The sequence below is a fragment of the Pasteurellaceae bacterium RH1A genome (assembly GCA_012221805.1).
In the GTDB taxonomy this organism is placed as follows: domain Bacteria; phylum Pseudomonadota; class Gammaproteobacteria; order Enterobacterales; family Pasteurellaceae; genus RH1A.
Genome location: CP015195.1, coordinates 1,008,340 through 1,022,510, shown reverse-complemented (window position 1 = coordinate 1,022,510; position 14,171 = coordinate 1,008,340). Strand labels below are relative to the sequence as shown.

Sequence of the window (14,171 nt, the reverse complement as noted above, 5' to 3'; positions counted from 1 at the left end):
TTCAGCCTCCTAGCATCTCTCGAACCCTAGCTTCGGTTTTTTCATCTATTTCAGCATGAGCCAGTTGGACTAAAAATGCAGGTATATCAATTTTAGTTTGAATATATTTTTCAGGATCAATATAAGCCTCCACCCATAATTTACCGTCTTGTAAAGTGCCCTGTAATTTCGCTAGACCTACTATATCAATTTGAGCCTTTATACAGCTTGTCCATTTAAATTTCTTAACTAAGCCAAGGGCACATTTTTCCTGGGCCTTATTCCAATTTGGTGTATTAAATAGGCTATAGAGGGTTTTAGGAAGATGAATAGTCTCAAGAGCAAGAGATGGATAAATTACCCCGGCCATAAAGCAAGATACAGGATTAATAATTGCCTGTTGGGATTTTAATTTTCCAGAAAGCTTATTAAAACCTGTAAAAATTGCCCTTAAAACGACCGCTTGTAAGATATCTGTTTCCCTTAGACAGGCATGTTCATCTTCCAAACCAAAGAGCTTTTCAAGCCCATCTTTGGCCAAGAGTAAAATAAGGCTATTAACTGTTCTAGAACTTTTATTTTCCTCCAAGTAGGACGATAATGAATTACTTGCTAATTTTTCATTAATACCTGTCAAGGCTTCAATAACTTTTTGTTTATAGAAATGTTGTTTATCGGTGCTTTCTTCAATTTCTTGGCTAAAAGTTGCAATAACTGAGTTACCCAAATGTACCTCAGCTGATGGAAGAAGATTTTCTGCCAGTTTCCAGAAAAGACGAGAAGAAGTATCTAACTTATCTATCTCCAGCTCCCCCCTAATCCAAGTAGAAAGGTGAGATAAGATCCGTTCTCCTTCTGAAAAGACAAGAGCTTGACCGCCCTCAAGGCTAGCCAAAAGCTTATTTGCCAATGGATAACGCCGACTAAATTCATATAGGGAAGCAATAATGGCCCCTACTGATTTGGCCCAATTCAATCTATTTCCATCAATACTAGGTTCAGAAAACGTCTTATCTTTCCAAGCCCGAACTAAGTCATTTAGATCTAATTTATTTTTGGTATTATAATAGCGATGAGGCATTTTCTTTAATTGACTATTAAAATATGTTTCAGGAACATTTCGAGTTTCAATAGCCAGATCTTGGATTCTGGTTTTATTATCATCCTGTTCAAGATAGTTAATTTCTCTAATCCAGGCACTTGGCAGGTATTCAGGTAATAAAACAGCTTCAACATCAGTGAAATTAGTTTTTTCATTAAAGCTTTCTTGTGCCCAGACTCCATTTCGATAAAGATAAATCTCTCCTTGATAAGCTACAAAATCCACCTGCAAGAAACAATCAATATAATTAGGTTTACGCTTGGTTCCCTCTTGGTTTTTTTCAGCCATATGATTTGCAATTTCTTCCAAAGAAATTTTTTGAGGAAACAGGAGTGTGTAATGTGGGAAATAATGGTTAATATCCCAATCCTTATCTTTGATATTATAAATAAGGCCCTCTGCCAACATAATAGCCAGATTATTATGACTAGTTAATTTATACCAGGTTTTTAATTCTTTATAGGTTAAAACCTGTCTATCTGATGCATTTATTGCACCTAACGTTAATTGTTCACTCATAGCCTGTTACCTTACGTAAAATGTTTTCATTATCTGGAAGAATGGATTTAATATGAGATTCCTCCCCATGTTGTAGGAGAATCAGTTGTTCCTTGGGTCGAGAGGTCATTACATAAAAGAGTTTTTTACTGTCGCTCACAATCTTAGGATCATTGGGGTTAAAATAGTACTTATTGACATCACCTAAAAAAACATAATCAAATTCCAAGCCCTTACAGGACTGGCCATTAATAACAATAATACCTCCCTGATTAAAGTTAAGACTTTCTTGAATACCATGTGCATAAGTCCTAACCAAAATACCTTTTTCATTATTTTTTAAGTGCTTATAAAACTGTTCTCTTATTTTATTATTAGGGCAAATAACACCTGCTAGCTTAGACTTATCTAAGGTCATAGTGTTCAGGATCTTTTGGTAAATCAGCTCTGGGTTATGATAAGTATAAAGCACAGGGATAAGCTCATTATCCCTATCAGGTATTTCAGGTTTATTACTGGCCTCATCGGTATAAAACTCATTGGCCAGTTTGGCTATTCGGCTGGTATTTCTATAGTTCATGGAAATATAGTTTACTTCATCAGCTTCTAAAGAAAACTCATCCTTTAGATCCTTAATACTACTATTCCTTTCAGTGATTTGTTGATTCTGATCTGCTGCAATATAAAAATTCTCAAAGCCAATACTAATTAATGCTCGATAAAACTCAGGAGGCATATCTTGCCCTTCATCAATAATAAGGTAGGGTTTATCAGCTATTTCTAATTTTTCAAATGGCAAGGAATCAATATGAGCAAGAACCGCCTGCCAATCCCAGTCAAATTTAGAGCTAGCTCCTTCTTTGGTTGGAATATTATCCAGATCCAAATATTGTCTAACATATTGGCAGAACCAAGATTGCCACTGGGCTATCTTCAAACCCTCTTTCAAAAAGCTTTGGGTCATCTGCACACTGCTTTGAATCAAAAGCTTATTGTAGGCTAGGTAGATATAGTCTTTTTTAGCCCTTTCTAGCCGACCTGCCCTCAAGAGGGTCATAACTGATTTACCTGTTCCCGGCCCGCCTACAATCAGATGTACCCCATCTAGGGGCAGGTCTCGTACATAAATCTGATCACGATTAAGTTCATCCGCATCAGGGAGTCTAAATTCTCGATTTTCCATTATTCAACCTCATCCAAAATAAAGGGAATATCCTGCCCATTTCCCTTGATAAAGATCCTATCAAGGAGGATATTTCCATAACAACAAGATGTTTCGGGCAAAAGCTGGCAGGCATGGCAGGCTGCCTTATTTAATTGCTTAGGCCCTTGGCCCTCATGTTCTGAACAGATAGGATCAAGCGAGCACCAATTAACCTTCTCAAAGGCCTGAGTTAAGAGGGCTAAGAGTCTTTTAGGCTCAGCCAGTTCAGCTAGTCCGCCCAAGGTTCCACTAACATCAGGCACTGAGGTATAAATTAAGATCCCGGCCATAGGAGCGGAATCATCTTTACCTAAATAACTATAGATTCGCTCCTTTAAGGAAGCGGCAGGATAGCCAGCCTTACTTTCTAAAAGTCGGATAAACTGGTGGGAGAGAGCATGTAGGAGCATAAATCTTGGCGAAAGCTCAAGTTCTTCAAAGTGCGGGCTAGTGGCCGCACCTAGGGTGGCTAAGCGATCCTTAAAATAGGCTATCCGCTGGGATAAGGCAGGATTTTTCTCCCATTTTTCCAGTAGCTCGTGGTTAAACTCCAGAAAAATACCCTCTCCATATAGATCTAAGGCCGGAAGCCAAGTTGGTTCACCAATAACATTAGGGGCAAGAGCGTAATCTGTTCTCCCTCACTAAAGCCCCGGCTAAAGCCCTTAAGCACCCGAAGCTCTTTTAAGCGTGCGACAGAAACCACTCTATCAATAAATTTCACAACTTTCCCCGCATAACTTTTAGGTTCAAGATCTGTTAATAGGGCCTTCCATTTCTCACTTAAGTGATAGGGGACAAAATCCTCATCTTCTGAAAGGGCCTCAAGTGGTGTAATCAAGGCCTGATATTCTTTTTGTAGCAGCTGGCCTGGGGTTAGATCAAAGAGTAGACTATTCCCTCCCTGTTTAATTGCCTTGAGAGCTATTTCTAGGTCAGGTAGTGAGCAATCCAATGACTTGGCCAAACGCTTGAGAATATTTTTACGCTGCAAGAGATTTCTAGCTTGATCCAGCTGGGCTAATTCCTGAGAATGAACTAAAACCCTTGCCTCTAGACTATTTGAAAGGCGAGATTCAGGCGGAATAATCAGAGCATCAACCGCATAAGGGGTGTGCAGGCGAGTGTCGTTGATTTCAACAATTTCGGCATCTGTCAGGTTTGCTTCTGCCCTTATATCATAAATCCAGGGCTGGATATTGCCGGTAAAAGAGGGATTTTCGTATAGGTTAAGTTCTGCTTTGGAGGAACATTTAGTACAGCTAATATAAAGCTTAGGATCGTTAGGATTATCAAGATCTCTGCCCAAGGTTAAGTAAGCCTCATCGGCCTCATATCCACACTGGCTAAGCCTGCCTCTATGAGCCAGTGCATGCCAATTAAGATCGGATAGATAGCCCTTTTCTGAATGTATAAGTACATAGTTAACCTGGCTTAGATTTCCGTCACATCTTTGGTCTCGCCTTTGATCATACGCCCCACAACGTAGCTTATCTGAGGTTACATAGTCTGCTTCCGCTGTTTTCTTCCAAGGACGGTAATGTAATTTTTTACATTTACTGCAAATAGCCCACTTGGGAAAAATGGTAGCTGGAATAACTGTACCATCAATAAACTTGCGACCATCACTTTCCTTGATTTGTGCCAGAGGGGGCTTGCGAAGCAGGATATGACGAGGAATGCCCAAACTGATTTTAGCCTGCTCGACATAAGGGATAATATCACCTCCTTCCCCCAAGAACGGGTGTCATGAACTGCGATAAGGAAGTCCTTGGGGCGAGTCACCGCACCTGGGGCAGAATAACTGAATAAATGGGATAAGCGAACTGGCACATAAAATTCATCTTTTTTCTTCATGCTTTTTTCCTATTTCAAGTCAAATAAGGCACTAGCCTCAACATTACGCATGGAATTTAAAATAGGCCATTTTCCCCTTGATTCTTCCTCACCATAGGCTCTAAGTAGAGAAATAGCCTCTTTACTCCTTGCTACATAATGCAAAGCATTTCGATTATTGCGACAATCACAACACAATTTATCCCATTCTTCAACCAGCATCTCCAGGTGTGCCTTGGTTTCAGCTTCCCGTTCCAAATCAGCCTCCTTGCAACGTAAATAAAAGGTTTCGAGAGTTTTCCTGATCTTCTCATGTTTGGCCTCGAAGTTTCTGGCCTCTTCGTTATGCAATAGCTCAGGCATACTGTGCCTGATACAGAGAATCAAGGCAGCTGCCAGAGCCCTCTTTCGAGCCTGATAGGTATAGGGCGTAACACTGGTTGGTTCAACAAAGCGGTAAAAGGATTCATGGTAGGCCCTAAAATCCTCATAATGGGATAGGCTACGGGCCTGATCCCGATAATAATTGACAAAGACAATGCCAGGAACCTCACTCCGCCCCACCCTGCTGCTGGCCTGAATATATTCTGCGGTTGTAAGTGGCTGCCCATTGATGATCATAAGAGCTAATCGCCCGACATCTAGGCCAACTGAAATCATATTGGTGGCTAAAAGGACATCCACAACCTCGGGATCGGTTTGGCTGGCTTCCAGTTGCTTAAAGATAGCCGCATTTTCATAGGCTTGGGCCTTGCTGGTCAGTTGCTTAATGGTCTTTATTTCCCGCTCAACCTGCTTTTCATCAACCTGCTTGGAGGACAAAAGCTTAATAAATTCCCCCACATCCGTACTAAAAGCGTTGCGGCTGGTACTGACCCCTCGTAGGCTTCCATGGTAAATTACCTGTGTCCACCAGGCATCAAGCAAATCATCTTTATATTGATCTTGTCCAAATAAGACCTGTGGAGCCTGGGAGAGGACAGCCGCAAGTGGGGCCAGATTATGCTGGCGGTTACGATTAGGGGCAAAATAACCTACATAGCAACGGCCTGCCCGCTTATCCAGAGGAACAGTTTTGGCGAAATAACTGTCATCTGCACTAATACCAGAAGGTGGGAAAATCAAGGCTTCCTTGCCATAAAGACGCTTAATCTGCTCAGAGGCCTGATTGATAGTAGCTGTTGAAGCAATATATTTAGGGCGAACCCCCTTCATGTGTAAAACAGTTTCAAGGGCTGCTTCATAGCAGCCCGCAATAGAGCCTAATTCAGAAGCGATTAGGTGTAATTCGTCCTGTATCACCAATTCTGGTGGACGATTGCCCTTTTGTCCAAAAAATACATTAGTTCTCTCATCCCAAGGCAGACGAGCAAACTTATCCATTGTTCCGATCAAAAGAGTAGGCGGATTATCATAAACCGAAGCATCAACCACATGACAAGGGAGGGCTTGCTGGCAAAAATCACAGTCTTTATTTGAACAACGGAAGATAAAATGCCCTCTTGAAAGGGTCTTGTCCCAACTCACATCCAAATTAGCAGCCTTGAAAGGAGCCTTACACCAAGGACAAGAGGTCAAAATAAACTTGGACATATTTTGTTCATCACCCGACCTAATGCTGTTAACTACCCCTTGTGCCTCTTGATAGGTATTGGGAGTGGTAGCAGAACCCAGCCATAGGCCAATGCTTATCGGTTCCTGGCCCAGATCTTCTCGTTCCTGACGTAGTAATTCCAGTGCTAAAATCAGCTTGGTTGCCCGCAAAAACTGTTGGGTAGTTAAAAGACGTAGGGTATAACGCATTAAGACACTTACCCCACCAGCTGAACGCTTGTATTTTAGGCGACGATAGACAATCAGGAAGGCCATAAGCCCCAAATAGGCTTCTGTTTTACCACCACCTGTTGGAAACCAGATCAGATCTACCGTATCACGATATTCATCTTCCTCATTAATACTTGAGCTTAAAGTAGTTAAGATAAAGGCCAACTGGAAGGGCCGCCAATTGATCTTATCGGCTGAACGCCCAGATGCTTGCCGCATCTGTTTAAGCATGGCCTGATTGGCCAGGGCAAAGGACTTGGCTGCAAGGCGGTCATTCCTCAAGAGTTCAATCCCCTCCTTCATTCTAGCAATGGCTATTTTCATCCTGGCTAACAGTCGCCCTCCGGCCTCCTGCATGATGGCTAATTGCTGGACATATTCTTCTTGCTCTAGAAACCAGCGAGAATAACCTACAACAAATTGTTCTAGGGCATCGCACACTGATTCAGGCTTATCTAAGAGGCTGCTCAAAAAACTTAGATTTAAGACCGGAGAAGCACCATCAGAGGTGTCGGCTGTCACTTGTGGCACTTCAACAAGCGGCATAAAATCAGTATAAATTTCGCAAACTTTTTTCTTCTCTAGAGAATCAAAGTTCCATTGCACAGCAGCTCCATGCCCAACTGCAAAAACCTTATTATTGGCATATTGTAAAACCCGTTCCTGTTCCTCTTCAGATAAGAGGCTGTATTCTGCTGTAGGATAGGTATCAACCTCCCCTTGGCGAATAAAACAATGTAGTCTAGTTGCGAATAAGGCGGAGGTTTCTTGGTCGGTTACAAGGGCTTGAATATCTTGGTTTTCATCAATCACAAGAAGGTTAAATAGGGAAACCGTAATTATTGTTCCTGCTCCATGTGGCCGGGCTTGTACATCGATCCCTAACCTTTCTTTTTGTAGTTTAGGATCAATAATTAGCTTGCGAGTAGGTTTATTGGTTGTCAGAGCTTTTTTATCACCACCAATAAAATAGGGGCGATAAACATTCTGGTTATTTTGTGGATGGGTATCAAGTTCATAACAACGGCCTGAAAACCAGACTTCAATCTCCCATTCTGGACTTGAAATAAAAAAGGACTGGCTAATGGCAGAAGGTGGGGCGTAAAAGCGTTTTATAGAAGGAGGTGGTGGGTTAGATTTATCTTCATCCTCATCATTATTTTCAACCACATAATCTACCTCATTTGAAGACATTTGAGGATAAAGCACTGCACAAGGATAGCGTTCTGTTGGGCGAATCCCCTTAATCTCATCTTCTTGAGGTTCAGACATCTGCTGAGGAACACATTCCTTGCCAATCAATTGCTTGCGAACCCATGTTAATAATTTCTTCCTATGTTGGCAATAATCAATCTGCGACATAAATATTCCTTAGACAAAAATATGATTAATTATATTTTAACTGAAATAACAGAAATAATTCTAGAGCTAGAATAAAAAAGATAAGACTTGTCAATCCCTAAATTTCAATTCCTCGATCCCGCTCGCAAAAATCACTTTTCTCTAAGGCAGAAAATTTCCCCCTGATCCATACTAGGCATATTTTTCCCTCTTGAGTAACGCTTTTGGATCGTGCTGTGCTTGGCCTGGTTTTAGGCCTTCTCCCCATCTTATTTCTGCCAGAGGCTGGCCTTAAACTTGCCCCCTGGTGCTTGGCTGGGCTTGCCTTGATTTGCTTAAGCCTGCGTAAGTGGTTATGGATGGCAAGCTGCTTGCTGGCCGCTTTTGCCTACCTGCAAGTTGGCCTAAGCCTTGATGAGGCCAAATCCATCCCCCAAGGCAGGCAAAACGGCCTGCTTACCATCACCCGTATCCTCAAGCAGGAGGGCTACCAAACGGCCATCGGGCAAGATGAACAGGGCAGGCAGATTTATCTCAATTGGCAGAGCGACACGCCTCTAAAACTCCATCAAACCTATAAAGCCGAACTTAACCTCCGCCCCGTGTCTGGCCGTTTGAATATGGGCAATTTCGACCGCCAAAAATGGTATTTTGCCAACCATATTCAGGCCATCAGCACGGTTAAAAGGGCGGAAATGCTGGCCAGTGAAGCTAAGCCCCTGCGCACCCAATGGCTGGAAAGTGTGAGAGGCCAAACCCAAGGCCTACCTAGCCAAGGCCTCCTCTTGGCTCTAGCCTTTGGGGAACGAGCCTGGCTCAAGGCCACCGACTGGCAACTTTTTCAACATACCGCCACTGCCCACTTAATCGCCATTTCAGGCCTGCATATCGCCCTGGCCTTCGGTTTTGGCTTTTGGTTGGCCAAGTCTGTTCAATGGCTCCTGCTTCGTTTTCAGCTTCTACAAGCGGTTGGTTTTTCCCTCTTTTTTACAAGAATAGCAGGGCTGGCCCTTGCTCTGGGTTACAGTTATCTGGCTGGCTTTGCCTTGCCCACCCAGCGAGCCTTAATGGCCATTTGTTTCCTACTGCTTGTTCAATTCTTGCGGCGTTATTACACACCTTTCCAGCTTTGGTGGCGGGTGGTAGCCCTGCTCTTGGTGCTAGACCCGCTGGCCCTCCTGTCTGATAGCTTTTGGCTATCCATTTTGGCCGTGCTCAGCCTGATTATTTGGTATCGCTACTTTCCCCTCAAACATTTTTGCAAAATTTCGGCCCAATTCCCCCGCTTGTTGGCCTCACTTGTGCACCTGCAAGTTGGGATCTTGCTAGTCTTTGCCCCCGTGCAGTTCTTCTTTTTTGAGGGCTCATCTCCCCTAGCCTTTGTAGCCAACCTTATCATTGTGCCCCTTTATAGTTTCTTATTGGTTCCCCTTGTCCTCTTGTCCCTGCTCACCCATAATTTTTTGGGTAGCTGGCAAGTGGCCGACTGGCTGGCCCAGCTGAGCCTAGGCCTGCTTGAGCCACTTTCTCATCACTGGTGGGAGCTAAGCCTTTACTGGCAATGGCAGCTCTTAAGCCTTAACCTCTTGACTTTACTGGGGCTTTATTATTGGATAAACCGCAAGCCCGCCTGGCCCTATCTGCTGATCTTGCCCCTGGGCTTTAATCTTACCTTTTATCTCTATGAAAGGTTCCAGCCCCAAACTCAATGGATCAGTTTTGATGTCGGCCAAGGCCTGGCCATAGGCTTGCGTTATGGGGATAAGATAGTGCTTTTTGATACGGGAGCCAGCTGGGGGGATAATTCCATGGCCAAGTTAGAAATCCTGCCCTATTTGGCCCGCAAGGGGCTAGAAGTGGAGGCCATTTTCCTCTCCCATGATGACAATGATCACGCAGGCGGGGTGGCGCATTTGCTAGAAAAATATCCCCAGGCTCGGCTGATTTCTGCCGGCAACATTCCTTATGCCAACAAGCCGCCTGAAAGCTGTCAGGCAGGCCTGCATTGGACTTTCGGCCCTTTCCAGCTCAAGGCCCTTTACCCTCAAAGCCAGCAGCTTAGGGCCAAAAATCAGGATTCCTGCACCCTCTTGGCCGATATTCACGGCTATAAAATCCTCTTAACGGGCGATTTGGGCCTGGAGCAAGAGCGGCAAATCGCCCACAAAATAGGCAAAATAGACTTCCTACAAGTCCCCCACCACGGCAGCAAAACCAGCACCAGTGAAACCTTGCTGAATGCAACGCAACCCCATACCGCCATTATTTCTACCGGCCGCTTTAACCCCTGGAGAATGCCCAATCAGACCGTGGTCAAGCGGTTGGAAAAACATAAAATCTTGCAAATGAACACGGCCAGAACAGGCATGGTGGAGGTGAACTTTGAACCCAATGGCTGGGAAATCCGCACCGCACGGGGGAAATGGGGGGCTTGGTATGGGCAGTTTATTGAATAAAATTAACAGTTGGTTCAGTAGGCTCACCAACCGTTAATTTTTTGATGGAGTTGAATGTTAATCCGACAGCGACTTCGTCGCAATCGGTTACTAATATTCAGGGGGCTTTGCCCCTGTTGAAATCCGAGGGGCAAAGCCCCTCAACTATGCTTAACCACGTACGGCTTTGCCGTGCGTGGGCTTATTGTAAAGCACAAAAGACATCTTATTATTCTATACCATAAACAAATTGACAACCTAGACAAAACTGACATTTAATATTACACTTCTAAACGCTAACTATTTTTATTACGAGGAACCAAATGACCACTCTCAAACAGCAAGTCGCCGATTTTTTAGCTGAAAATCCCCATGCTATTACCCTTGATATAGCCAAGCAGCTCCAGCAGCCAGAGGGGGATATTCTGGTGAATCTGCCAGACCAATTTGTGCGGGTTTTCCCAGCCGATAAGGCCCAAGCCATTCTAGAAGATGTACCTGAATGGGGAACCTTTACCACCATTATTGAAAAGGAAGGCTCGATTTTTGAAATTAAGGATCGCTTCCCAACAGGCACGCTGGGACATGGTTATTACAACCTCAATATGAAGGACGACCAAGGTGCCATCCACGGCCACCTAAAATTAGATAAGGTTCGCCAAGTGGCCTTTGTTAGCCTGCCCTTCCGTGGCAAGGAAAGCTATAACATCGCTTTTATCGCCCATAGCGGTGAAACCATCTTCAAAATCTACCTAGGGCGGGATGAAAAACGCCAGCTCTTCCCAGAACAAGTCGAAAAATTTAAAAATTATCAATAGGAGCAAGTTATGACAGATCGTCAAGAAGTCTTACAAAACCGCCTAGGCCCACAAATTCAAGAAATGAAGGAGGCCTGCAAAACCATTATGTTGGCCACCCTAGATGAAGAGGGCAACCCAAATGTGAGCTACGCCCCCTTTGTGGTGCATAATGGAAAATATGTGGTCTTGATTTCTGAAATCGCCCGCCACGCTCGCAACCTACAAAAAGTGCCAAAAGTATCCCTAATGTTGATTGAAGATGAGAGCCAAAGCCGCCAAATCTTCGCTCGCCGCCGCTTAAGTTTTGACGCCAGGGCAAGCGTGTGGGACAAGCAGTCTGAAGAAGGCCAAAGTGCCTTAGAGGCCTTAACCGCCCGTTTTGGCGAGATGATCCCAGAGCTCGCCAAAAACGCCGACTTCAAAGTCTTCGCCTTTGAACCCAAGCAAGGCCTTTTCGTAAAAGGCTTCGGCCAAGCCTTCCAAGTCAGCCCAGATGACCTTGTGAACTTTGTTCACCTGCAAGAAGGCCATAAACGGGAAGAGGTTGGACATAAGCCTGAGGCCTAAACCTTATTTTTCTAAAAACCCTGCAACCAAAAGAAGCAGGGTTATTTTTTGCAAAAAATTCCGCTAAAATGACCGCTTGTTTTCTCAACCCCAAAGCCTATGCGTCTCTTTATTGCCGAAAAACCCAGTCTGGCCCGTGCCATTGCCGATGTCCTGCCCAAGCCCCATAACCGTGGGGAAGGCTTTATTCAATGCGGCAAGGACGATGTGGTGACCTGGTGTATCGGCCACCTGCTGGAACAGGCGGAACCAGACGCTTACGATGAACGCTTTAAGCTCTGGCGAATGGAGCACTTGCCCATTGTGCCAGAACAGTGGAAGCTCATTCCCAAGAAAAATACCCTCAAGCAACTGAAAGTAGTCGAGCGTTTGGTCAAGCAGGCGGATGTGCTGGTCAATGCAGGTGACCCGGATCGTGAAGGGCAGCTCTTGATCGATGAAGTTTTTAGCTACCTCAATCTGCCAGCCGAGAAACGCAACCAAATTCAACGCTGTTTGGTCAGTGATCTCAACCCAGCTGCCGTGCAAAAGGCCATCGAAAAATTGCAAAATAATCGGGATTTTGTCCCGCTTGCAACCTCTGCTCTAGCACGTGCTCGGGCCGATTGGCTTTATGGCATCAATATGACTCGGGCTTATACCCTGCAAGGCCGATGGGCGGGCTACAAGGGCGTGCTGTCGGTTGGGCGGGTGCAAACGCCTGTGCTAGGCCTGATTGTGCGGCGAGACTTGGAAATTGAGAACTTCGTGCCCAAGGATTATTTCGAGGTGCTGGCCCATATTTTAGTGCCTGAAAGCCAAGACCGCTTTACCGCCCAATGGCAGCCCAGTAAGGCCTGTGAGGACTATCAGGACGAAGAAGGGCGGGTGCTGTCACGTGGCCTGGCCGAAAATGTGGTCAAACGCATTACCGATCAGCCTGCCACTGTGACCCACTATGAAAATAAGATCGAAAAAGAGGCCGCTCCCCTGCCTTATTCTTTATCGGTCTTGCAGATCGACGCTGCCCGCCGTTATGGATTGTCGGCTCAAGCCGTGCTAGACATCTGCCAAAAGCTCTACGAAACCCACAAGCTCATCACCTACCCTCGTTCCGACAACCGCTATCTGCCCAATGAGCATTATGCCGATCGCTTTAAGGTGATGGGGGCCATTGCCCATCATTTGAGCGAATATGCTGACAAGCCTGAGGTGGTCGATCCCAACATCAAGGGGCGCTGCTGGAACGACAGCAAGGTTGAAGCCCACCATGCCATTATCCCAACCGCTCGCCAAGGTTCAGTACAACTGACCGAAAACGAACGGCGGATCTACCAGCTTATCGCCCGCCAATACCTGATTCAATTCTGCCCCGAGGCCGAATATCGCAAGGGCAAGATTGAGCTAGAGATTGCCGGCGGGAAATTTGTTGCTTCGGCTCGCAACTTGATTGTAGCTGGCTGGAAGGCCTTGCTGGGCAAGGAAGACAGCGATGAGGTGCTTGAGCCCCTCTTGCCAGTGGTCAAAAAGGGCCAGGTCTTGCACTGCGAAAAAGGGGAAATTGTCGAGAAGAAAACCCAACCGCCCCGCCATTTTACCGATGCTACGCTTTTGTCGGCCATGACAGGGATTGCCCGCTTTGTGCAGGATAAGCAACTGAAAAAAGTCCTGCGTGAAACGGACGGACTTGGCACAGAAGCCACCCGAGCCGGCATTATTGAATTGCTCTTTAAACGCGGATTCCTGATTAAAAAAGGCCGAACCATTCACAGCACTGAGGCCGGCAGAACCCTGATTTTCTCCCTGCCTGAAAGTGCCACCCTGCCGGATATGACCGCCCATTGGGAAATGCAGCTAACCGACATCAGCAAAAAACAAGCCACTTACCAGCAGTTTATGTGGGATCTGACCCAACGCCTGCCAGGTTTGTTGCACAGCCCCAATCGACAGGTTTTGCAAAATTTGGCCAAAATCCAACCGCTTGCAGGCCAGAAGACGACAAAATATCGCAAAAGCGACCAAAAAAAAGGCGAGTAAACCAAAACTAAAAATTTCTGCTTGCAAGCCAGGCAGAAATCTCTATAATGCACGCCATTGCATTGTTCCACTGAATGGAACTTAATTTAGCAACCTAATTTGATTGAGAAAGAAATGTTAATAAACTTACTTACTGTTGCTTATTTGGTTGTTGCTGTTGCGATTATTGGCTTCGTGCTTATGCAGCAGGGTAAGGGTGCTGACGCAGGTGCTTCTTTCGGAGCGGGTGCTTCAGGAACAGTATTTGGTTCAGCTGGTTCAGCCAACTTCTTATCAAGAACAACAGCCGTTTTAGCCATTATCTTCTTTGGTATTAGCCTGGTGTTAGGCAATCTAAACAGCCACACAAGTGCACCAAAAAGCCAGTTTGAAGATTTAAGCCAAGTTGAGCAAAAACCTGCTCCAGCTAAAACAGAAAACAGCGATATTCCTCAATAAAAAATCAGTTTACGCTCTGGTGGTGGAATTGGTAGACACGCTATCTTGAGGGGGTAGTGTCCATAGGATGTGCGAGTTCGAGTCTCGCCCAGAGCACCAATCAACACAAAAACCGCTTTTTAGCGGTTTTT

General features: G+C 45.1%; 11 protein-coding genes and 1 tRNA gene. 6 read left to right on the top strand and 6 right to left on the bottom strand.

Translation table 11 applies throughout. The features are described 5' to 3' along the window. Position 1: 1 nt before the first annotated feature. The 6 genes from A4G20_04760 to A4G20_04735 all read right to left on the bottom strand — a co-directional run bounded on the left by A4G20_04760 (position 2) and on the right by A4G20_04735 (position 7,805). Positions 2-1,600 carry a hypothetical protein gene (locus A4G20_04760; protein QIW15689.1) on the bottom strand — a complete coding sequence of 533 codons (1,599 nt, stop codon included), beginning with the start codon at positions 1,598-1,600 and terminating at the stop codon, positions 2-4. After that, positions 1,593-2,762, bottom strand: coding sequence for a hypothetical protein (locus A4G20_04755; GenBank protein QIW15688.1), 1,170 nt, complete (start codon positions 2,760-2,762; stop codon positions 1,593-1,595). The genes A4G20_04760 and A4G20_04755 overlap by 8 nt, the downstream gene beginning before the upstream one ends. Then, positions 2,762-3,193, bottom strand: a complete 432-nt coding sequence (locus tag A4G20_04750) for a hypothetical protein (protein QIW15687.1) — start codon at positions 3,191-3,193, stop codon at positions 2,762-2,764. Before A4G20_04750 ends, A4G20_04755 begins: the two co-directional genes overlap by 1 nt. Before the next feature lie 167 nt (positions 3,194-3,360). Then, on the bottom strand, positions 3,361-4,092 hold the full coding sequence (locus A4G20_04745; GenBank protein ID QIW15686.1) for a hypothetical protein: 732 nt from the start codon (positions 4,090-4,092) through the stop codon (positions 3,361-3,363). 191 nt (positions 4,093-4,283) lie between these two features. After that, complete coding sequence (locus A4G20_04740; protein ID QIW15685.1) at positions 4,284-4,640, bottom strand: hypothetical protein; 357 nt, start codon at positions 4,638-4,640, stop codon at positions 4,284-4,286. 9 nt (positions 4,641-4,649) lie between these two features. Continuing rightward, a complete protein-coding gene (locus A4G20_04735; protein ID QIW15684.1) occupies positions 4,650-7,805 on the bottom strand; it encodes a hypothetical protein in 3,156 nt (1,051 codons plus the stop codon). A gap of 203 nt (positions 7,806-8,008) precedes the next feature. On the opposite strand from A4G20_04735, the gene A4G20_04730 reads away from it, so the two are divergent. From A4G20_04730 to A4G20_04705, 6 genes are all read left to right on the top strand, one after another. Continuing rightward, positions 8,009-10,240: a DNA internalization-related competence protein ComEC/Rec2 gene (locus A4G20_04730; GenBank protein ID QIW15683.1), complete on the top strand. Its 2,232-nt coding sequence runs from the start codon at positions 8,009-8,011 to the stop codon at positions 10,238-10,240. A 302-nt stretch (positions 10,241-10,542) separates the two neighbouring features. Further along, positions 10,543-11,037, top strand: a complete 495-nt coding sequence (locus tag A4G20_04725; protein QIW15682.1) for a heme iron utilization protein — start codon at positions 10,543-10,545, stop codon at positions 11,035-11,037. Between the two features lie 9 nt (positions 11,038-11,046). Next, positions 11,047-11,586, top strand: coding sequence for a heme utilization protein HutZ (locus A4G20_04720; GenBank protein QIW15681.1), 540 nt, complete (start codon positions 11,047-11,049; stop codon positions 11,584-11,586). 99 nt (positions 11,587-11,685) lie between these two features. After that, positions 11,686-13,602, top strand: a complete 1,917-nt coding sequence (locus A4G20_04715) for a DNA topoisomerase III (protein ID QIW15680.1) — start codon at positions 11,686-11,688, stop codon at positions 13,600-13,602. Between the two features lie 114 nt (positions 13,603-13,716). Beyond that, on the top strand, positions 13,717-14,040 hold the full coding sequence (locus A4G20_04710; protein ID QIW15679.1) for a preprotein translocase subunit SecG: 324 nt from the start codon (positions 13,717-13,719) through the stop codon (positions 14,038-14,040). Between the two features lie 13 nt (positions 14,041-14,053). Next, a tRNA-Leu gene (locus A4G20_04705) sits at positions 14,054-14,139 on the top strand. The last annotated feature ends 32 nt before the right edge of the window (positions 14,140-14,171 follow it).

Bases quoted from the DNA above. Each gene is read 5' to 3' on its own strand.
- A4G20_04735 (QIW15684.1), bottom strand. From the start codon at position 7,805: ATGTCGCAGATTGATTATTGCCAACATAGGAAGAAATTATTAACATGG.
- A4G20_04720 (QIW15681.1), top strand. From the start codon at position 11,047: ATGACAGATCGTCAAGAAGTCTTACAAAACCGCCTAGGCCCACAAATT.
- A4G20_04755 (QIW15688.1), bottom strand. From the start codon at position 2,762: ATGGAAAATCGAGAATTTAGACTCCCTGATGCGGATGAACTTAATCGT.
- A4G20_04760 (QIW15689.1), bottom strand. From the start codon at position 1,600: ATGAGTGAACAATTAACGTTAGGTGCAATAAATGCATCAGATAGACAG.
- A4G20_04710 (QIW15679.1), top strand. From the start codon at position 13,717: ATGTTAATAAACTTACTTACTGTTGCTTATTTGGTTGTTGCTGTTGCG.
- A4G20_04750 (QIW15687.1), bottom strand. From the start codon at position 3,193: ATGCTCCTACATGCTCTCTCCCACCAGTTTATCCGACTTTTAGAAAGT.
- A4G20_04715 (QIW15680.1), top strand. From the start codon at position 11,686: ATGCGTCTCTTTATTGCCGAAAAACCCAGTCTGGCCCGTGCCATTGCC.
- A4G20_04740 (QIW15685.1), bottom strand. From the start codon at position 4,640: ATGAAGAAAAAAGATGAATTTTATGTGCCAGTTCGCTTATCCCATTTA.
- A4G20_04725 (QIW15682.1), top strand. From the start codon at position 10,543: ATGACCACTCTCAAACAGCAAGTCGCCGATTTTTTAGCTGAAAATCCC.